The sequence below is a fragment of the Parafrankia sp. Ea1.12 genome (assembly GCF_900465275.1).
Lineage (GTDB): Bacteria > Actinomycetota > Actinomycetes > Frankiales > Frankiaceae > Parafrankia > Parafrankia soli.
In genome coordinates, this window is the sequence record NZ_UBIZ01000376.1 from 1 (window position 1) to 20,300 (window position 20,300).

General features: G+C 69.0%; 11 protein-coding genes and 1 pseudogene. 2 read left to right on the forward strand and 10 right to left on the reverse strand.

The window, feature by feature from the left end; genetic code table 11:
- Nucleotides 1-36: 36 nt before the first annotated feature.
- The 7 genes and pseudogenes from FMEAI12_RS38455 to FMEAI12_RS21430 all read right to left on the reverse strand — a co-directional run bounded on the left by FMEAI12_RS38455 (nucleotide 37) and on the right by FMEAI12_RS21430 (nucleotide 12,382).
- Nucleotides 37-441: a winged helix-turn-helix domain-containing protein gene (locus FMEAI12_RS38455; RefSeq protein ID WP_368672097.1), complete on the reverse strand. Its 405-nt coding sequence runs from the start codon at nucleotides 439-441 to the stop codon at nucleotides 37-39.
- Nucleotides 442-1,499: 1,058 nt separating this feature from the next.
- A pseudogene (locus FMEAI12_RS21405) lies at nucleotides 1,500-2,615 on the reverse strand (IS1380 family transposase); the annotation flags it as partial.
- Between the two features lie 128 nt (nucleotides 2,616-2,743).
- Entirely contained in the window at nucleotides 2,744-3,676 is a 933-nt protein-coding gene (locus FMEAI12_RS21410) for a hypothetical protein (protein WP_146776744.1), read from the reverse strand.
- A 477-nt stretch (nucleotides 3,677-4,153) separates the two neighbouring features.
- Nucleotides 4,154-7,597 (reverse strand): AAA family ATPase, encoded by a 3,444-nt coding sequence (locus FMEAI12_RS21415; RefSeq protein WP_112107596.1) that lies wholly within the window; start codon nucleotides 7,595-7,597, stop codon nucleotides 4,154-4,156.
- A complete protein-coding gene (locus tag FMEAI12_RS21420) occupies nucleotides 7,594-8,358 on the reverse strand; it encodes a hypothetical protein (protein ID WP_112107597.1) in 765 nt (254 codons plus the stop codon). The genes FMEAI12_RS21415 and FMEAI12_RS21420 overlap by 4 nt, the downstream gene beginning before the upstream one ends.
- Complete coding sequence (locus FMEAI12_RS21425) at nucleotides 8,355-10,424, reverse strand: TIR domain-containing protein (RefSeq protein ID WP_112107598.1); 2,070 nt, start codon at nucleotides 10,422-10,424, stop codon at nucleotides 8,355-8,357. The genes FMEAI12_RS21420 and FMEAI12_RS21425 overlap by 4 nt, the downstream gene beginning before the upstream one ends.
- A gap of 839 nt (nucleotides 10,425-11,263) precedes the next feature.
- Entirely contained in the window at nucleotides 11,264-12,382 is a 1,119-nt protein-coding gene (locus tag FMEAI12_RS21430; RefSeq protein ID WP_112107599.1) for a restriction endonuclease, read from the reverse strand.
- Between the two features lie 543 nt (nucleotides 12,383-12,925).
- On the opposite strand from FMEAI12_RS21430, the gene FMEAI12_RS21435 reads away from it, so the two are divergent.
- On the forward strand, nucleotides 12,926-13,147 hold the full coding sequence (locus FMEAI12_RS21435; protein WP_235014280.1) for a toll/interleukin-1 receptor domain-containing protein: 222 nt from the start codon (nucleotides 12,926-12,928) through the stop codon (nucleotides 13,145-13,147).
- 175 nt (nucleotides 13,148-13,322) lie between these two features.
- Here FMEAI12_RS21435 and FMEAI12_RS21440 read toward each other — a convergent pair whose 3' ends face one another.
- Together FMEAI12_RS21440 and FMEAI12_RS21445 are read right to left on the reverse strand one after the other, a co-directional pair.
- Entirely contained in the window at nucleotides 13,323-13,718 is a 396-nt protein-coding gene (locus FMEAI12_RS21440) for an SRPBCC family protein (protein ID WP_112107601.1), read from the reverse strand.
- A gap of 119 nt (nucleotides 13,719-13,837) precedes the next feature.
- Nucleotides 13,838-15,391, reverse strand: coding sequence for an alpha/beta hydrolase domain-containing protein (locus FMEAI12_RS21445; protein WP_112107602.1), 1,554 nt, complete (start codon nucleotides 15,389-15,391; stop codon nucleotides 13,838-13,840).
- A gap of 134 nt (nucleotides 15,392-15,525) precedes the next feature.
- On the opposite strand from FMEAI12_RS21445, the gene FMEAI12_RS21450 reads away from it, so the two are divergent.
- The gene (locus FMEAI12_RS21450) at nucleotides 15,526-15,975 is read left to right on the forward strand and encodes an ABC transporter substrate-binding protein (protein WP_160144307.1); all 450 of its coding nucleotides are present in this window, start codon (nucleotides 15,526-15,528) and stop codon (nucleotides 15,973-15,975) included.
- On the opposite strand, the gene FMEAI12_RS21455 is transcribed toward FMEAI12_RS21450, so the two are convergent.
- Entirely contained in the window at nucleotides 15,969-20,069 is a 4,101-nt protein-coding gene (locus tag FMEAI12_RS21455; protein ID WP_112107604.1) for a bifunctional nitrate reductase/sulfite reductase flavoprotein subunit alpha, read from the reverse strand. The two genes, FMEAI12_RS21450 and FMEAI12_RS21455, sit on opposite strands and share 7 nt — an antisense overlap.
- Nucleotides 20,070-20,300: the final 231 nt, after the last annotated feature.

Here is a 20,300-nt window from a genome sequence, read left to right on the forward strand (position 1 = left end):
CCCACGTCCGTCCCCGCGGCGGCCGCAGTCCCTGCCCTAATGGGACGTCGAGGAAACAGACCCAGGCATCCCGGACCGCCGCAGTGGTTTTACCACCGGCCACCCCTGCTCGGACCAGCCCCGCACCGCGGTGTCGTCACGTTCCACCGCGCGGCGCGCCGGCGGCTGACACGACCAGCCGTGACGGTCCAACAACATCCACGCCCCCGGCAGCGTGTACTCGACCCCGAACTCCCGCCTGATCACCTCGGCGACCCGGGCCAGGGTCCACCGCTGATCCTCCCAGCCGTACACCCCCGGCCCCCGGCGCAGGATCTCCTCCAACCGGGCCAGATCCCGATCATCCAACCGGCACCGCGACAACGGCCCCGCCGACCGCAACGCCGCCGCGCCCCCTGACTCCCACGCCCGATACCAGCAGTCCGCTGTTTTCGGGGTCACCTTGAATCCCGTGCCACCTCCGTCCGTGTCGCTCCCGCAGCGAACCGGTCAGTCGCGGCCAACCGAACCCGCTTCCGCTCCACCTGCCCGGCGGGCGTCAACCCGCCACCCGTCGCATACCTCATAGCAAAAGATGTACCCGCCCACCACCAGCCATCACCAGACCCATTAACACCACACATTAATCTTCAGTACGCCACCGCATCCTCCTCGACTAACACGCAGTCACCACCGAAAGTGGAACAGAGTCGTTGATCAGACACTCCCCCTACGTGGCGTCACCTCCTGGTGGCGTCACCTCCTGTCTCATGGGCACACGAACTGCATGCATGGTTCGATGGGAGGGAGCTGGAAATCTGTCACGCAACGTGATGACTCCAGCTCCCTACTCCACCGTCATTCCTCATCCGAAACGCGCATCGGCCTCCAAGAATTAAGGATTATAGTAGTAATCCCACCGGTCGCCCTCAAAAGCGCAAGCCCAATCTTGGTCAAGAGGTGGCATGTTTCCGTATGCAACGCATGCTGCTCTAGAGTTGAAGCTTGGTCCCACGCTGGCCGCAGATGCGGGATTTGCGACAAGGATGAATAGGATTGGCATCAAGGCGGCCGTGCAAATGGTAGTGATCATCTTTATCACGGTGGGATCTCCAATCGAGAGAGGATGGCCTGGACCCGAACATTGGTCCGGGTCTTCTCGGTCGGCAAGCGTCTCCACCTTGGAGGCGACCGACGATATAACGTGTCGTCGGAAATGTAGACCGCAAGAGGACGACAGCGGGAAAGATGCCCGCCCCACGACTCGCGAAACCACGACAGGATGGATTACTACTATTTAGTTTGAGTATTAAAGGGCGGCTAGAGCAGTGTGGGCGACCAGTGGAAAGGTGACAATAGGCGGAGAATACCCCATGGTGGCATTTAGCCTCGATCTTTCGCCTGGTGGGTGGGTGAGGTCTCGTGAGGACCGCCCGCTGTCTTCGATGTTGAATTGTGCCGTCGGGTCGTGATGGGGTGGCCCGTTGTCGCGCGGGTTGGGCGCTGGTCCACGGCCGGGGGTGCAGGGGCAGGTTCGCCAGGCCGGTGTCCTTGGCTGCGCGGATGCGGTCCTCGCAGCGGGCCCGGCGGCGGTGGCGCAGTTCCAGGTCGGCGAGCTGTCCGCGGCGGGTGTTGGTGGCGAAGGCGGTGCAGCGGTTGCCGTCGGGGTGGGTGATCCGTAGCTGGGCGCCGGGGTGGGGACGTTCCTTGCGCACGATGACCCGCATGCCCGCCGGCCAGCCGGCCAGGTCCATCAGCCCGGTCAGCTCGGCGACCCATGCGCCGTCGCGGGGCTGCCCGTCACCGTCGTAGGCGGGTGTCCACGCCCCCGGAGGAACCTTGGCGATCGCCTCGGCGGCGCTCTCGGGCAGGGTGAACCCGACCGAGTAGGCCAGCCGCCGGCGGTCCAGCCACGCCACGAACGCATGCGTGCCGCCGCCGCTGTCGGTGCGGATGAGCACCGACCGGCCCCGGCGCAGCCGTTCCGGTAGCTGGGCGAGTGCCGCAGCGGCCACGGTGACGTGGTCGGCGGCCGTGTTGGCCCCGGCGTTACCCGGCCGCAGCAGCACCGACAACGGCTCGCCCGACCCGTCGGCGCCGTGGTCGGCGAACGCCCACAGCGGGTGGAAACCAAACCCCTTCTTCCAGGTCCGGTCAGCCTTCTCCTTCTCCGAGTGGGCAGTGACCAGAGTGGCGTCCAGGTCGACGACGAGCGGATCGTCGGCGGACACCCCGGCGTGCGGGGCGTGCGCGCCGGCCAGCTCCCACACCCGGGCCCGGGCGAGGGCCCGGGCGGCGTCGACCGCTTTCAGTGCCCTGCCGACGTCGACGGCCAGTCGGTCGACCGTGCGGGACACGGTCGGGTCCGAGGCCACCAGTCCGAACACGGCCGGCTCGGCGCGTAGCAGCGACATGTCCGCGAGGCAGTCCCCACCCAATGCCAGCGACAGCGCCAGATCGCACAGCACCTTGCCCGGGTCGTGCACCGCCCGGCCCGGCCGCCACGGCGCCAACACCGCCTGCCCCAGCCCGCTGACCCGGACCGTCTCGGTCAGCAGCAACCCGCCCGCCTGCGACACGACTCCCCGCCCGGCGGCGTCCACGCGGACAGACGGGTACACAGCGGTAGTCTTCACCGCGAAGGTGCTCCTCGGTTCGGGATCGATCAGGCCCTCAGCAAGCCCGATCCTCCCAGCTCGGGAGCACTTTCCTATTCCCGGCACCCCAACAGACGATCACCCCGGTGAAAGCCCGAGGTTAAGACTCACGCGGGCGAGGCGGCCTGACGCAGGCAGGTCTGGATCGTCTTACGGTGAACACCGCTGATTCCAGTTTGATCTGTAAGTCCGGCGACGGGGTCCGTCGAGTCAGGCCGGACAAGGTGAGACCTCCGGAGGTAGACCGCGTCCGCGGCGATCAGGCAGTTCGTCGTCAGGACCCGGGCGTCACAGGCGAGCAGGAACTCCAGGACACGGCACAGTTTCTCGCTGTTCCGGGAGATCCGACTCAGCGCACTCACCACGAACACGAAACCCGGTTCGGTCTCGGCCGTCCTCAGCGCGGCCATCAGAGCCCGGTCGAACCTCGGGTCGATCCCGCTGCAGACGACCTGCCGGAGAAAGCCCGAGGACGCTCCGGCCGCCGTCGCCGTGGGCGCGTCGACCAGTTCGTCATCGGTCGGCAGCTCTGGGTTGGCCGCCACCGGTAGTCGGTAGGACGCCCGGCCTCCACCGTCGACAAGGAGCCCGCGCAAGGCCTCGAGGGCGGACCAGGCACGTGGATAGCGCGCCGCCAGCCCGCCGAACATCCCGCCGCCGAGTCGGCCGGGCGCGCTGGCAAGTAGATGGGACAACGGTCCGGCCGCAAACGTGGTGATCGCCTTGATGCCGCCGACGTTGACGACACCGCGGGTGTGCGGCACCTCGAGCGCGCTGTTGCGGACCGCTACCGTGGTCACCGCCTTCAACCAGGGCGATGCATCCGCAGGGTCGTGGTCGAACGACTCCTCGAAGAACGGGGCGGAGATCACCTGCCGGGCCGTTTGGTCGAGGGCGGCCATCGCCTCGGCCCGTTGTAGCACATCGCCGGCTATGGCCGCGCTCTCCTCCACCGGCACATCGCATGCCTCGGTGAGCATGCCGGGAAGGGCCCTGTCGCAGAACTGGCGCATTGCATCTGGATCAGGTTTCAGGGACATGTGACTCCCGATCTTCAATGTGCTTGCGTGGAGCGGCGGACAGCCTCGCACGATCAGGAGATTGACATCATCGCCGCCGATACGCTAATTGTCGGTCGCAAGCTGTAACTTCTGCAGGATATCGCAAGCTAATGGAAGTAAACAGCAGGAATCGTCGATAGGATGGGGAATCCGCGAGGAGGTGGCGAGCGGCCACAGCCGGAGTAGGAGACGGGAAGCATGCGGCAGGTCGCGGGTGACCATGGGCGCTCGCCCGGTCCGGGACCTCGACGACCGCTCCGACCTGGGACTTTTGCTCGTAGAGTGCTCCGAGATGAGGTGATATCTCGGCCTGGTTCCCTCGATCGCCGCACGACCGCCGTCCCGTCGACGGCGCACGCGACCGATGGTCCTGTCGGCACTCGGATGAGACTATCCCGCCCCGTCGCCCGAGCCCACGGCTGGTACTACGGCAGCCTCGTCGCCGTGATCATGCGGTCAGTCCGGGCGGGCGCGGGTGATGACCTCCTCGGCGGTCAGCGGCGAAGGCGGATGGTGGCTCAGGCACATCGGTGTGCGGATCTTGGTGAATGGCAGGGTCTCGCTCGTGGCGTAGAACTCGCCGACGGCGAGCCGGCCGATGTCCGGGGCGTCGCCGCCGCAGGCGCGGGCCATCATCCGGGCAGCTTCGATCTGGGCCGGGGCATTGAGCCGGCCGAACATCTGTGTGGTGGCGTTGCCGGGGATTCCGTTGTGCAGGTTCTTCGGCGCCTGGGTGGCGAAGACCAGCCCGAGGCCGTACTTGCGGGCCTGCGAGGCGAGCGCCAGGGTGCTCGCGGTGCAGGCGGTGGGCGGGCCGGACGGGGCGAACGTCTGCGCCTCGTCCATGACGAACAACCCGCCGAGGGGCCGGTTTCCGGCCGGATTGCGCTTCACCCAGGAGAACAGGGCGAGCTGGAGCTGGTTGACGAAGCTCTGGCGCTGCTCATCATGTTGCAGCCCCACGAGGCTGATCACCGAGACCCGGGCACGCTGCCCCGGCGCGGGGACAAGCAGCGTTCCAGGGTCGACCGGCTCGCCCTTTCCGCCGAACAACGGATCGTTGACCATCGCCGCTCGTAGCGTCTGCGCCAGCTCCGCGGAGCGTTTCCCCGCCGGGTCGAGGTCGTCGGCCACCCCGTCCGGCAGTTCGGCCAGCAGTTCGATGAACGCGGTCAGACCAGTCCGGTCACCGCGGGCGAAATGGCGCAGCGCCGCGGTCAGAACTGCCCGTCCGAGGCTGGCTCGGTTCGTGTTCCCGGTGACGTTCGCTCGGACGGCCAGCGTCGCGACGGCCGCGTCGATCGCCGCCTCGAACTCGTCCGGGTCGGCGCGCAGCCCGGCGAAGTCCGGTAGCGGCTGGAAGGTCAGCGACCGCCCGCCGTCGCGACGCGGCGTCCAGATCACCACGTCCGTGGCGGCCAGGTACTCGGCAGCGAGTCGGGCATCGCCGTCTCTCCAGGCGGTCGGCGGGTTCTGCCAGGCATCGCCAAGGCGGGCCAGGTCGTTGTTCGGATCGAGCACGATCGAGGACACCCCGCGAAGCGCGCACTCCTCGATCAGCCGGCGGATCAGCACCGTCTTGCCCGAGCCCGATCCGGCGAAGATCGTGACATGGCGGCGTAGCACGGCCAGGTCGATCCGGGCCGGCGCGTCTCCCCGCACCGCCGTGCCGAGCGTGAGCGTGGACTGGCCCGCGACACCGCCACCCAGGTCGTCCGAGGGAGCGAAGGACGAACGAACACCATCGGTGGAGGGTGCCACGGAGCGTGGACCCGGCCCGACCTGCGGCGGGGACACGGGGCCGGGCTCGGTCGCAGGCTCGGACTCAAGGCCGGCGTCACCAGCGCTGCCCCGAGGGTCGGGACCGGGCGTCATGGTGGGAGCGCAGGGCGCTAGGGCGGCGGAGCCCGTCGGGCCAGTGCTCGTCAGTGCTGCGCTGGTCGGGTATGCGCTGGTCGGTTCGGTGCCGACCGCGCCGCCGAGCGCCTCCCGCAGAAGCCAGGTGCCGCTGGCGGGGCGCCGGGAGGCCAGCCACGCGCGCAGCCCGGTGGGGCGCTGGTCGAGCAGGGTCCGCAACGCCGCGAAGGTGTCCAGGTCGCCCGCGTGCAACCGCAGGGTGCGGCCGCCCGCGGCGCTGAACGCGACCAGCGCCTGCTGCACTTTCTTCCCTGGACTCCACGGAGCGTTCCGAAGCAGGAACAGCCGTCGCCGAGGGTTGCCAGCGACCATGGCGGCGGCGGTGGAGGCCGCGATAATGCGCGGCAGAACCGCATTGCCATGGCTGGCTGTGATCGCCCGGAAGCACCAGTGCAGCTGCTCGCCGGTGTCGGCGTCGACGGTGCGTGTCAGCCGGGCGTGCAGCGCCGGGCGTGTGCTCGGCACCGGTTCGAGGCTGTAGTCGTGCGCTCCGCCGTTCTCGATGATCCACGCGGACAGTCCGGCGGTCAGCAGCACGGGCACGAGGATGTCCTCGTTGGCTGCCGTGACGCGCGGCGCGCCCGCTCGTAGCTCGGCGAACTGGGCGTCGAGCGCGCTGAGCACCTCGGGACTGGTCGCGCCGACCCTGTCAGCCGCTCGGCCGCGCCCACCGCCGCTCTGGTCCCCGCGCCCCAGCCGATCCGGGCGCTCGCCGTCCAGGTCGGTGCTATCGGTGAAATCCGTGCTGACGGTGATGTCGTGGTCACCGTTGTCCCGAACATCGACGATGTCGTTCTCGTCCGCGGCGGCGAAGTCGAACAGTTCACGGACGACGCCCGTGGACAGGCACTCCTGGAGATGTCGGTCGATGCGCTGCAACAGCTCGCGCGGGGTGTACTGGGGCGCGTGGTCGAAGGCCGACCGGGCCACCGGCCAGGTCGGATAGGGCGGGGCGAAGCCGATGCGGTCGAAGTCCTCCTGGAACCGGCGTTCGATGATCCTGGCTGTGATCTCCGGGTCGTCCAGCCGGTTGAGTGGCATGGTCGCCGAGAACCGGTCGCGCATGGAGGCCACCGCCCGCTCACGGAACTGGATCCAGCTGACCGGCAGGCAGGCGAGCAGGCACAGCGTCCGTTCCATGCGCTCGTGCAGGACGAGCAGGCCGTCCGCCAGCATGTTCAGCCGCACCGCACCCGACCCGTCGAAGCCGCCCAGGCCGCTGTCCGCTGCCTCGTCACGTGCCGTGAGCTCGGCGACGACCCCGTCGACCTGATCAACCGCGATGACGCTCGGTCCGGTCAGCGCGAGCAGTCGGGACAGATCGCGGGCGATCTCCATCGGTGGGCGGGTCCGGGCCAGCATGCCGCGGTGCGCCCGCTCGCCGGGCTCCTGCTCGTCCATCGACCGCAGGTAGGTCTCGCCGACCGCCTGGGCGTCGTAGTCGTCCGCGTTGTAGAGGATCAGGGCGCGCAGCGTGTGCTGGCATTCGCGGGCCAGCGCCCGGTCGTGGTCGAAGAACGCGACGACGAGGTCCTTGAGGTGAACTGGCTCCAGCGGACGGTCTCCGACGACCGCGGCGGCCAGCTCCGCCGGCACGCCGAACCGCGCGCACAGCGCCAGCAGGAAGCGCCGGACCTCCGCCTCGCCGTCGACGGTCCGGAAGAGGCTGGTGAGCATCGCCGAGACGACGCTCTCGGCAAAGGCGTCCCCACTCACCGGGCCGATCAGGAAAAAGTAGCCGCCCTGCCGTTCGACCTGCTGACGTACCCAGCCAAGCAGGTGTGTCTTCCCCGCGCCGGCCTGGCCCTGCACGACGATGCCTGGCGGCTTGCGGTCGCCGAGCCGGTCCAGAGCCGCGAGGATGCGCCGGCGCGGCTCGACGTGGACGCCGTCGACGTGCACCGGCGAATCGCGCCAGACGTCCTCGAGCCCGTGTACCCAGTCGAGTTTGATGGCGGCGAGCGCCTCCAGCTCGGCGCTCATACCGGCCCGATCAGCAGCAGATGGTTGTCGTGCTCACCGATGCGGACCGCGGCCGCGCGGTCGGCGGCCGTCAGGGACTTCTGGTCCTCGTCCGGCACCACCCGCACGTCGGGCCGTCGGGCCATCTGCCGCAGCACCTGGTCGACCTGCTTACGGTCGACGCTTCCGAGCAGTGGTCGGACGTCGGCCAGCCGCACCCAGTCATGAGCGTCGGTCGCCAGGCTGGCATACGCTGCCCGGATCGTCGTCTCCAGGCTGGCAGGATTCCCGCTCCGATCGGCCTCCGTGTCCGCCGCCGCCGCCGTCTCCGTCTCCGCCGCCTCCGGCGAAACGGCTGGGCCCGGATCGGGTGGCCCGGCGTAGGCACCAAGCGCTTCGCCGATCGCCCGCTGCTCACGCGTGAGTAGCCGGGCCACCCCTTCGGCGAACGCGAAGAAGACGCCGGCGGGCACGCTGAGCCTCGTGAAGTCGGCACGCAGGGTCAGCTCTCGCGACGCCCTGTTCCAGCCCGCGTCCGTCAGCGTGTGGAAGAGGACGTTGCCGTGGCCGCGAATCTTCTCGCTGCCGACAAGGCCGAGGTCGTTGAGGCGACGCCGGTCGTCGCCGACCAGGGTGAAGCTGAACCGGTCCCGCAGCTCGCTGTTGGAGATGGGCTGGCCCTGAGCGACCAGAGCCAGCAGGATCGCTGCCTGCCGGACGGTGACCGCCGTCGTGTCGCGGGTGGCCGAGCCGCTGGGGGAGGCCGAGCTGTCGCGGGTCATGGGTTGGTTGCCTCTTCCGATGGTGTCCGGCGTGCCGTTACGCAGCGCTCGATCTGGCTGATGACGAGGTCCACGTCGCCGAGAACCGCCTCGTTGGTGAACCGCAGGACGGTGAAACCCTCGAGACCGAGTTCGTTGTCCCGCCAGCGGTCGCGTTCGTAGTGCGCCATCCCACGGTGCTCGGGGCCGTCCACCTCGACGACGACCCGCTGCGCGAACCACGCGAGGTCGACGTAGATCAGCGCTGAGAGCGGTCCCGACCGGTGCGGCTGGTTCCAGGCCCGGCCACGCGCCCAGGCCTGGCGGCTCAGCGCACGTTCGAGCTGCTGCTCCGCCCGGCTCGCCGGATGTGGCCGCCCCCGCACCGCCGGTACGGTCGCCGCCGGCGGTTCCGGGACGGAGATGGCTGGCGCCGCGGAGGTGCCCGGCGCCGCGGGTGGGGATCGCGGAGCCGCCGTGGGCGGTGCGACCGGCGCCACCGTCGAGCCGGCCGGGACGGCACGGGTGAACCGGTTGTTCGCGGGGGTCGCCGGACAGGGCAGAGCCTGGATCCGGTCGGCGTGTGGCGTGTCTGGCTGACCGGTCAGCCAGACACCGACACGGCCCTGGTAGGCGAACCACACCAACGCGTCCAGCAGTGCTCGCTGCTCGGCAGGACGCGATTCCCGCGCGGCTGGATCGACGACCAGCACCAGGTCCGCACGGCCGAACCCCGAGGCGACGGCCTGGGCGGCCCCCACCGCGCGAATATCCGGCGGAAAGCGGCTGGTCCGTGGTCGCGGTCCGCCACGCAGCGCGCGCTCGGCGAGATCGGCCAGGTACCGCGACGAGATCCCCCAGGCGTCGGCTGTCTTCGATGCGAGGTCCCGTATCGCCGCCGGCGCCGCTCCACCCGCGGACTCGATCGCCTCGCTCTCGGGCAGCCAGGCGGGCAGCATCGCCATCGCCACCGTCTCCAACTCGTCGAGCAGCGCTTGCTGGTGGGCGGGTATGGATGGGAGCACGGGTGGGCGGTAGGCGACGGCGGCGGGCGCGTCATCCGGCAGCGGGTCGAGTGCGCGACGCACAGCGGCGTCCGTCGTTCCCTTGAGCCAGGTCAACCGCGAGGTCGGCAACGCGGCCCAGGATGCGGCAGAAACTGCGATCGTGCCGACCGGCCAGGACGGTGCCGCCATCGCACGGCCGCCGGCGGTCGGACCAGGAGAACTCGCCTCACCAGTGGGCGGTGGCGGTGGCGGTGAGGACGGTGTTGATGGCGGAGCGTGCGGATCCCCGGCCGGCCCGCCGGAATGCGTGGTGGTCAGCCGGGCCCGCGAGGTACGCGCGCCGCCGCGGGCCTGGGCGGCCGGACGCCGCGCCTCACAGGTCTCGGACGCTTCCCGCCGGGCGAGCGCGACGCCGGGCCGGGCCGGGCGGGCTGGCGGAGAGGTGGAGACGCCAGCGTCCCGCACGGCGGGGTTCGGCACCGGCGTGACGAACCGGTCCGGTCTGTCGGTCCTGCTCAGAAGGTCAGCCGGATTGGGAACACTGGCCGGGCTGCGCGCGCCAGCCGGCCTCGGAGTGATGGTGGGGAAGGCTGGCGCGGGTCGAGCCGCGGAGGCGGCCGGCGTCTGACGGGGGAATGCCGGCTCGGCGGTGGGCTTGGCACGGCCGTCCAGGGCATGGCGGACGAGCTGCAGCAAGGTGTCCCGGGCCGACTCAGGGGAGACGTCGAACAGGTCGATCGGGGCCAGGCGAGCCAGCAGGCCCGGCGCCTCGCACTCCTCGACGCGGACGGGCAGCAGGCGCCGGTCGGATCCGGACGGATTCGCCGCGATGGCCGCCTGCCATTCGGGCGCGTCGTCAAGACACCGCAGGTAGGCCGCGGAGAGCACGAGAATCGTGCGTCTCGAGCCCACGATGCCCGCCTGAATATGCGAACTCCAGTTCGATCCCGGCACGGAATCCCACGCCTTGATCAGGACTCGATAATTCGCGGACTCCAGCTGCCAGGCGACCCACTCGGCCCAGGCGCGGTCCGACGCGGCATAGGAGAGTAAGAAGTCCCACCGGCCCTCTGACGACACAAGGTCTACCCCCGTCCGGGCCCGCCCCCGTATGCCGGCCCGCGCCGCGATTATTACATCGGCGACAGAGGGCGCCGCTCTGGTGGTTCGTCATGTGCGTGCAGTGCGAGATGCCTGCGGGACCGGTGGAGTTCGACGGGCGAGCGAGGTGAGTCCACATCATCTGGAAAACGTCAGGACAACGCGGCTCGCGGTCTCTCCGGCAATAGAGGCACTACCGGGCGGCGCGAATCCGCGTTCGACTGCCGGATGACAGTGCCGCTCGTGGTTCACCGGACATCGTCCCTGGTCAGAGGCCGAACGGAGCGCAAGAATGAGGATCTCACTTCGGAGCGGCGGTCCGCCCGCGCGCGGTACAAGTGGATCGCGCAGACCGCGGCCTGCAGGAGACCCACCCGCGGGACCCTCGGCGCGGAGTGTTCTGATTGTGCCCGATGTGGCGGAGTTGCCGGTCGGATCCGTCCGCCGCCTCGCTGGGGAGGCCCCGGTTCCGGGTCTGACGGATGACACCAGCGTCGCGCGACGCAGAACCTGACCCGTGCGGTCGTGGCTGCCTGGGGCGTGCTGCGGGTGTGACCGTCAACCTTCGTGACAGCCGGATCACCAAGGCGCTGGCGCTACGGTGTCGTCCAGTTGTCCATCTGTGGCCCGGTGGCTCGCGGCGACGACATCGACGAAGCAGACGTTGACCTGCTGTACGTGCGGACGCCCGACTCGAGCATCGAGTGCGAGATCGTCGACTCGATTGAGGTCGCGGTCACTGCCGATGAAAGCGGGCAGCGTCGGCAGCAGTCCGCGGGACCGCAGAGGGCGTTTACATCACGACCGGCATGCCGCCGTCACCCTCGGTGTGGCCGTTGATAGTTTAGCCGGATGAGGCGGCCAGCTCGAAACAGCGAGATCGAGGACAGCAGGTCGGCCTTGATGCCGCGGGCGCGCTGCCCAGCCGTGCGCTCGTCATAAAGGAGCCAGTCCTCCAGCAGCGCCGGTAGCGAGAACTGGAGCTGAAAAGCCCGGGAACCGTCAGCGGGCACGATTATCCAGTCGCCGGTGACCTCGCGTCGGGTCACGAACTGGATGCTCACGCCGATTTCGGGCCCATTGTGTGCGACGTAGGTGTCGAGCGCGGCGAGGTCAGCAGGCCGCAGAGCCAGCACAAAAGGTGCGGACGGAAACGCGAAGACCAGATTCTCGCCCAGCTGCCCGACAGACTCGGCGGCAAGGAAGGCCAGGCGATCTCGGGGAAGAGCTTCAGCCTCTCGCCGTGCCGGGTTCAGTTCTTCTGCCCGTAGGGCTCGACGCGCACGCCTCTCGAAGCCGAACCAGTCATTGGGGTTCTCCGTGCTGATCTCGTCGGACTCCACATTGGTCCATGTGTCGAAGGCCAGCCTGAGAGCGGTACGGACCTGTCCGGTGGGCAACGGCGAAACCCGCGTATCTTCGGCAAGCTCGTAGACTCTCCGTGCGGTGTGGTCGACGGCGCTCAGCAACCTGGAAAAACCCGGGCTCGACAGGTCCACAAGGGAGATCTGCTGGGCGAGCGCGAACTGCTGGGCGGGCTTGGTGAAGCCGGAGGTGGAGAATAGGGCGTACCGGTAGTGGTAGCGTCGCATCGGGATCGCGCGTGAGCCCGCCGACGCCGTCGAGTGATGCTCGTTGACGTCGTGGATGACTCCATGTGCATTCCGCACGTCACCTAGACCCGTCTTCGCGGTACGATATTTCGCCTCGACGAAGATACGTAGAGGTAGCGAGAACGGAACCGGCAAGGTCAACTCGCCGAGCACATCGGCCTGGTGATCCGTGCCACGACCGCGTACGAGGAGCCCGTGTGCGCCCCGTTTCAGTGCCTCGGGGTCCTGCAGCTCGGATACCAGCAGGCGGTACCCACTCTCGTAAAGGAGCCGAGCCAACACCTCCTCCAGGATATAGCCCCGCAGCTGCTCCAGGCTGGTCATAGCACCGCTTCCTGGTGGGCCCGGCACTGAAGATCTCGGCGTCCCACCCGCTCGATCGTGTCAAGTTCGGCTCTGAAGTCGTCGATGAGGTGGCGGCCGGTTTCATGCTGCCGATCGCATCCAGCGCGCGGCCTGGGCAAGCACAGCTTCCTCGACGGTCTCGTACGACTGGGTCATCGAGTCGCCGCCTCGGGCAGCTTCGACGTTCTCCGGGGGGCGAGCACCGATCCGAACGCCGGACGCTAGCCATACCGGCGCCAGCCCTCATCGTTGGGCTTGAGATGGAATGCGGCCCCTGCCGGATGGGGTAAGTCCGCTAGGAGGCCGATGACAAGAACGTGGTCAAGGTGTAGTCGATCGTGGCGACATCCTACGGGATACCGCGGCGCACGGAGGCCGATATCTGGGTGGTCGACGGTGACGGCCCTGAGCTGTACCGAATAAATCACTGTCCGCTATAGGTGTGGCGGCGGGGCCCCGTCAGGCAGCAGCGGCCCCGTGGTCGTGGGGCGGGCCGGGGCTTCGCCGCACATTGACTTCTACGTGTCCTACGCGGACGCGGACCGAGGCTGGGCGGAACGGATCGCATCCGGGCCGGAGGAAGTCAACCATCGGATGATCTTAAAGGAATGGGACTTCACCACGGGATCGCATTGTGGCCGGGAGATGCACCGTGTCGCGACGGTGGCGCAGCCGACGGTCACGGTGCTCTCGGATGCCTACGTGACCTGCACCTTCGGGGAGGCCGAATGGCAGGCTGCCTGACGCGCGGACCCTTCGGGTGCCAATCGGGAAAGGTGTCGCCGGTGTGGGTGAAGGGTATTCGGAACGGGGCGGATCAAGCCGGAGTCGTCGGCGTCCGTCGACCACGGTGCTGGTCCACGGGGCCGCCAGGCCTGCGGAGTGGGGGTGTTCATGCAGGCCGGTCAATGGCCCCGCGTCAGGACTCCAGGAGGCTCCGCAGGCGTCCAAGGTCCGCACGCACGAGCGCCGCGTCCCGATCGAAGTCGCCATCCGCCACGCCGGGCAGCTGGTAGAGCGTGAAGACGACCTCGCTGCCCTCACTGTTGCGCAGTACTCGGAGCGGGTTGTGAACCACCGTTCCGTCCGGGAGCGTCACATCGTGGTCAAGCACACCGTGCTGCACCGGACCCGTGAAGGAGACTTCGACCGTTCCCATCGGTGAATCCGTCACCCAGCGCCCTTCCTCGAGCCGGATGCCGTTGCTCAGGCCCGCCGCCCACAGGGGAAGGTTCTCCGGGTTCCCGGCGAAGGCCGCGACCGCCGCGGGGGCGCGTTCGATGGGCTGTGAGATGTGCAGCGCTCGCCACGTCATTCGACCAGGCTACGAGGAGCCGCGGCACACGCGAGGGAGGGGACGACGCCGTCCGACGGAATGCGGCCTCTTCAGCGGCCACCCTGACGGCCTCACACTGAGTCATGTTCGACTCAGCACTAGCGTTCGGGGAACAGCTCGGCTGCGTTGGCCGCCGCGGTCGCCTTGAGCGCAGGTGCCTCGCGGGCGAGGATGTACCCGGCTGTCACGGCTTCGTCGACGGCGTGGTCGTAGGCAGCGAGGTAGGTCTGGCGGTCGGGGTAGAGGGTCCGCAGGCGGTTGGTCGGGAAGGGCGACATCGTTCCGAACAGGGAGTCCATCAGGGAGGCGCCCGGGACGGTACCGCTGTAGGTCGCGACGGGAACCTCGAGTTCCGGCATCCGGATACCGCCGAGGGCGTTGCCGTAGGTGTCCCGCTCGATGCGCGGCGGGTTTCCGGCGAAGGCGATGCGGGGCAGTGACGGCGGCGGGGCTCCACCTGAGGCCCACCTCACCAGGTCCGCGCTGGCGGCGGACACGACCGGCTGCCAGTTGAGCGAGTTCGGAGCCGCCGTCGCGCCGACTGCGCCCGAGGTCGACCCGAGGGCGGCCGTGGGCAGGGTGAGGCCGTCGCGGGTGAAGAGCTTGACCACGTCGCCGATGGTGTCGGAACCGCCCCCGGCATGGGCGGCACCCGCGATCTCCCAGAATCGGAACGTGGCCGAGTCCGGTTGACGCGCCGGGTAGATCGACTCCGCCTCGGTCTCCGTGCTCACGAGGATCGACGGGATGCCGAGGTCATCGCGGATTCGCGTGGGCGGCCGGGCGAGCGAGGCGGCGGCGTCGTCGGCTTCCGCGGCTATCTGGAAATCGGCCGCGCGCCCGAAGCTGGTGATCAACAGAGCGCCGTCGAGTGCCTTGCTCAGGGGCTGGACGCCGTTGAGGTAGGAGGTCAGGCGGAAGCCGGACTGGGATGCGCCGGTGCCGAACACGTGCTTGACGTCAAATCCTGCCATCGGGTCGACCGGCAGCTCTCCACGCTCGCGCCCGACGAGGAGCGCGGCCTTCGTGAAGATGTCGTAGGAGAAGTTGTCGCCGGGATGGGTCAACGATCCGTAACGATGCGGGTCCCAGTTCCGCAGGCCGTTTCCTTCGGCCCCGGGAACTCCGTCGAGGCCGACCTTCTGAGCCGACACGTAAACGGTGGCGTCGCCGTCGCGCACGCTCTCGTGGGTGAAACTGCCGATCTCGAATCCGGCCGTCACATTGAGCCAGGACAGCCAGACGGTGCCGCTGAACTTCCTGGGCTCGCTGGGACGGATCACGAGAATCCGCGTCCTGAACGGTGCCGTGGCGGCCGGCCGCAACGTCCAGCGGCCATCCGTACCGAGCTGCGTGCCCGGCGCCGGGGCGTAGGAGGTGGCGTTGCCGTCGAGGATGAACTCCTGGGCGGTGTAGCCATAGCTGGCGAGGTCGAACACCGGGAGCGAGAAGGGGTTCGGACGGTCGCCATTGGTCGTCGGTCCCGTGACGGTCGTCCCGGTGCGCCTCGCCGCGTTGACGGTCGGCGTCGCTGTCTGGGTGGGCGTGTCTCCGCCAACGTCGTCAGCGCAGGCCGCGACACTGGTCAGAGCCGTGACCGCCACGAGGGAGAGCAGAAGCGGGGCTAATCGACCTGGCCGGCGTCGTCTCATGCGCGCTCCTGATATTTGTGCACGGCAGAGGCCGCTGTCGCGTGTAAAGAGCTTGGCGGGCGCTATGACCCTAATGCCACAGTAGGTGTGCGTCCAGACGATCCAGAAATATTATCTGGCCGTCGACGAGCTTTGTGGCCGCCGTCGCCCGGTCGAACCATCCACGGGCAGCGGTCGGCCAACCGTGGAGGATCGCGAATCCGGAACAGAGGAAGCAGCTGACCGAGCTGTTCACGCAGGTGGCCGGGCGGTTCTTCGCGGATGCTCTCGCCCAGGTCACCACGTTCAAGATCCTGCCGACCAGGCCGAATGAGGAGCCTGGGACGGTCCACGGAACATTCCGCAGCACCGCCGCCCCGGAGACGAGCTCCGTCGCGTTCCGGTGGGTGAAGCAGGCGGACGGGTTGGAGCGCGCGGATTTCGCCATCGAGAGCCTGTGGATCACGACGACCTACCGGCAGCAGTTCGCGCAGGTCATGAATCAGGGATCGACGCCTTCCGAAGGTACTGACGATCCGTCCGGTCCCTACGCTTGGGGACATGACCGACAGCACGATCCCGCGCCAGTCGACTGTTGTCAGTAGACGTCGCGAAGGTAGCGCGCGTCGGCGGTGAGCTGTCGGAGATAGTCGCCGGCCTGTCCGGCGCTCATATCCCCGTGGTTCACCACGACGTCGCGCAGAGCGGTGTCGACGTCCTTGGCCATCCGCGCCGCATCTCCGCACACGTAGACCACGGCGCCCTCGCGCAGCCAGCGCCACAGCCGCGCGCCTCGCTCGCGCATGCGATCCTGCACGTAGATCTTGGCTCGCTGGTCGCGGGAGAAGGCCGTGTCGAGTCGGGTCAGCAGTCCCGACCGCGCGAACTCGGCAAGCTCATCGCTGTAGTAGAAGTCGGTCGCCTTGCGTTGCTCGCCGAAGAAGAGCCAGTTGCGACCGGTGTGACCGCGGGCCCGGCGCGTGTCCAGGAAGGCGAGGAACGGGGCCAGCCCGGTGCCCGGGCCGATCATGATCATCGGCGTCTCCGGGTCGGACGGTGGGGCGAATCCCGAGGAGCGGGCGACGGCGACCTGTATTGGCGTACCGGCCGGAGCATCGGCGAGGAACGCTGACGCCACGCCGGTGCGTGCCGCGCCCGAGGGTGCGTCGTAGCGCACCACGGACACAAGCGTCCGAATCCGCCGAGGCGAGACCTCAGCCGACGACGAGATCGAGTACCGGCGTTCACGTAGGGGCCTGAGGAGCTCGCACCACTCCTGCGCGGAGGCGTGCGTGCCGGTCTCGGCGATCACATCCACGGTCTGCCGTCCCCACAGCCACCCGTCAAGATCCGCACGGTCGCCGCGCAGCAGACGTTGGAGGTGGCGTGAGCCGCTGCGCTCAGCCACGAAGGCGAGAAACGCGCGGGATGGCTTCGCGATCTCAAGATGGTCGCGTAGGGCGACGGCGAGCTCTGTCTGGCCGAACTGGGGCAGTTCGACGATCGTGTCGCCGCGCAGACCTGTCGTGCTGAGCCATTCGTCGACCAGCTCGGCGCGATTGCTGGGCCGCAGGACGAGGGCGTCACCGGTCTCGTAAGTGAGGTCGCTGTCCCCCAGGTCGATCAGGAACTCGCGAACCTCCTTGGCTGAACCCGCGCCGCTGAGCAGTCGGTTGCCCGCCAGGATCACCCGGTGCGTCTCGCTCACCCGCGGGGCCCGGGACGCGCCCGAGGGCCGCGACACCGTCGCAGGCGCAGGCGCAGGCTCGGGTCTGGCGGGGGAGGCCCCTGCGCGAGCGGCAAGCACCCGGTCGAGCCAGGCCTGGGCCGCCTCGTCGAAATCCGGCTCGCAGTCGACCCGGTCGGCCAGGCGCAGTCCGCCGAGTTCGGCGAGCAGCTCGTCGATACGCCGACCGTGGCCGCAGAAGTCGCTGTAGCTGCTGTCACCGAGGGCGATCACGCTGAAGCGGACGTCGTCGAGCGGCATCGAGCGAGCTCGCAGCCTCGCCAGGAATTCGGAGCCGTTGTCGGGGGACTCCCCGTCGCCGAAGGTGCTCGTGACGACCACGAGGTCGGTGCGCGGGGCGATGTGGTCGATCTCGTTGAGGGACAGCCTGGTGACGACGGCGCCGGACTCGGTCAGCCTCGCCTCGGCCTGTTCGGCGACCCGTTCCGCGTTGCCGGTCTGGGAGGCCCAGCCGAGCAGCACCCTGCGCTCGCCTGTCCCCGACGAGATCTCGTGTCCTTCGGCCGGAAGGCGTGACCAGAGACCGGCCAGTACGCCGTTCACCCACAGGGCCGTCCGCGCGGTGACTGGTGCCGACGGCGGGAGCGTGGGTACCGAGGTGAGCGGTCCGCGCGCGAGATCGATGCCCAGACCAGCCACGAAGCCAGCCAGATAGGTGCTCTCGTCGTCGTTCAGCGCCGGGGCGGCCGTCCCGGCGAGCCCGAGCAGTCTCGCGACGGGTGCGGCGGAGGCCACGTCGCCCGCCTGAAGGGCGGAGGCCACGTTGTCCGCCGGAAGTACGTCGTTCGTGACGGTGGGCGGAGGCTGGGCCGTCGTGGGCGTGTGGACGCGCGTGAGCGCGACGGCACTGGCCTTGAACCCGGGCTGCAGGGAGACAGGATCGACCGCGTCGGAGGTCGTGGCGTTCACCGCGAGGTACTCGCCGAACATGTCGTTCCAGTGGAACGGGGCGAAGCAGTTGCCCGGCTGGACCCGGTCGGTGACGGCGGCGGGCAGGACGGCGCGCCCTCGCCGCGAGGCGACCTCCACCTGGTCCCCTTCGGAGATTCCGAGTGCCGCGGCGTCGTCCGGGTGAATCTCGATGAACGGGGCCGGGTTGAGCTTGTTGAGTCGCCCGACGCGCCCGGTCTTGGTCAGGGTGTGCCACTGGTGCTGGAGGCGGCCCGTGTTGAGGAGATAGGGGTACTGCTCGTCGGGCATCTCCCGCGGGTCGACGTGCGGCCGCGGCCAGAACTTCGCCCTCCCGGACGGAGTCGGGAACCGTGGGCCGTCGTCGGTCAGGTAACGGATCGGGTTGCGAGCGCCGGCGCCTGGCGGCGCGGGCCACTGCATCGGCCCGTCCCGCAGTCTGTCGTGGGTGATGCCGCGTAGGTCCCATCCGGTCACCGGATTCCACGCCTGACGCAGCTCGTCGAACACTTCCTGCGCACTGTTGTAGGTGAAGTGGTCGGCATATCCCAGACGGGCGGCGATCCCGGCGATGAGCTGCCAGTCGGCGCGTGCCTGGCCGGGCGGGTCCGCCGCGGGCTGGGTGAGGGTGAGATTCCGTTCGGAGTTCACCATCACGCCGGCCGTCTCCGCCCAGACGGCCGCGGGCAGGACGACGTCGGCGTAACCGGTGGTCTCCGTTTCGGTGAAGGCCTCGTGGACGAGGACGAACTCGGCCGTCTCCAGGCCTTCGATGACGGTGCGGCGGTTCGCTACGGTGGCGACCGGGTTGGTGCAGATGATCCATGCTGCCTTGATCGCCCCGGTCGACATCTGCTCGAACATTCCGATCGTGCCGTTGCCGTGGTCCGCGCGGATCGTGTCCGCCGGCAGGCCCCAGAGCTGCTCGATGTGCGCGCGGTCGGCGGGATCCAGGAGCGACCTCTGCCCGGGTAGGCCCGGCCCCATGTAACCCATCTCGCGGCCGCCCATCGCGTTGGGCTGTCCGGTGAGCGAGAACGGCCCGCTCCCGGTGCGGCAGATCGCGCCGGTCGCGAGGTGGAGGTTGATCAGGGCGTTGGTGTTCCAGGTGCCGTGGGTGGACTGGTTGAGTCCCATCGTCCAGCAGCTCATCCAGTTCCCGGCGGCCGCGATGAGTGCCGCGGCGGTGCGCAGGTCGTCCTCCGGGACGCCGGTGATGTCGGCGACGGTAACCGGGTCGTAGCCGGCGAGGAGGTCGGGCATGGCGGCCCAGCCCTCGGTGTGGGCGGCGACGAACGACTCGTCGACCGCGCCGGAGGCGTGCAGCAGGTGAAGCAGTCCGTTGAGCAGTGCGATGTCCGTGCCCGGCCGGAGCTGGAGGAACAGATCGGCCTTGTCCGCCGTCGCCGTCCGGCGGGGGTCGACCACGATGAGCTTCGCGCCGGCCCTGACGCGATCCATCATCCGCAGGAACAGGATCGGGTGGCAGTCGGCCATGTTCGCGCCGATGACGAGGAACACGTCGGCGTGGTCGAAGTCGTCGTAGCTGCCGGGGGGAGCGTCCGCTCCTAGGCTGAGCTTGTAGCCCGAGGCGGCGCTGGCCATGCACAGCCGGCTGTTGCACTCCTGGTACTGGGTGCGCAGGAAGCCCTTGGCGAGCTTGGTGATCAGGTATTGCGCCTCGATGCTCAGCTGGCCGGAGGTGTAGATGCCGATGGCGTCCGGGCCGTGTTCGTCGCGCAGCGCCGCGAGGCGGGCGGCGGCGAGGTCGAGCGCCGTGTCGACGTCGACCGGGGCCGGCTCCTCGTCGCGGCCGGCCCGGGCGAGCGCGGTGGTGAGCCGTCCGGGCGCGTTGAGCATTTCGGCTGTGGTCGCGCCCTTGGTGCACAGTCGGCCACGGTTCACCGGATGATCGGGATCCCCTGTGGAACGGACGACCCGCGGGGTGTCCCCACCGCGGTCGACCTCGAGGACGATCCCGCAGCCGACACCGCAGTACGCGCACACGGTGCGGACCCGGTCCAGCGCGACCTTCGTGGTCACCGAAGCACCAGGTGCACTCTGCGGTGTCCTGTGGGTGGGGTGATGGGCGGCGCTGGCACAGTGCGACGGTTCCAGAGCCGGGTTACCCGGGCTCGCGTGTCGGGTTGCGGTCGCGCAACCGTCCCCTCACCACGGCGGACGGCGCGTGGCGAGCAATCCGTTTCGGCGAAGTAACCGTGCCGACCGCCCGGGATAACTCGCGGTGGTCAAGGTGGCACCAACCCAGAGCGG

What these genes read in the sequence shown, in the direction of transcription:
- FMEAI12_RS21410 (WP_146776744.1), bottom strand. Translation starts at nt 3,676, where the DNA reads ATGTCCCTGAAACCTGATCCAGATGCAATGCGCCAGTTCTGCGACAGG.
- FMEAI12_RS21415 (WP_112107596.1), bottom strand. Translation starts at nt 7,597, where the DNA reads ATGAGCGCCGAGCTGGAGGCGCTCGCCGCCATCAAACTCGACTGGGTA.
- FMEAI12_RS21420 (WP_112107597.1), bottom strand. Translation starts at nt 8,358, where the DNA reads ATGACCCGCGACAGCTCGGCCTCCCCCAGCGGCTCGGCCACCCGCGAC.
- FMEAI12_RS21430 (WP_112107599.1), bottom strand. Translation starts at nt 12,382, where the DNA reads ATGACCAGCCTGGAGCAGCTGCGGGGCTATATCCTGGAGGAGGTGTTG.
- FMEAI12_RS21440 (WP_112107601.1), bottom strand. Translation starts at nt 13,718, where the DNA reads ATGACGTGGCGAGCGCTGCACATCTCACAGCCCATCGAACGCGCCCCC.
- FMEAI12_RS21445 (WP_112107602.1), bottom strand. Translation starts at nt 15,391, where the DNA reads ATGAGACGACGCCGGCCAGGTCGATTAGCCCCGCTTCTGCTCTCCCTC.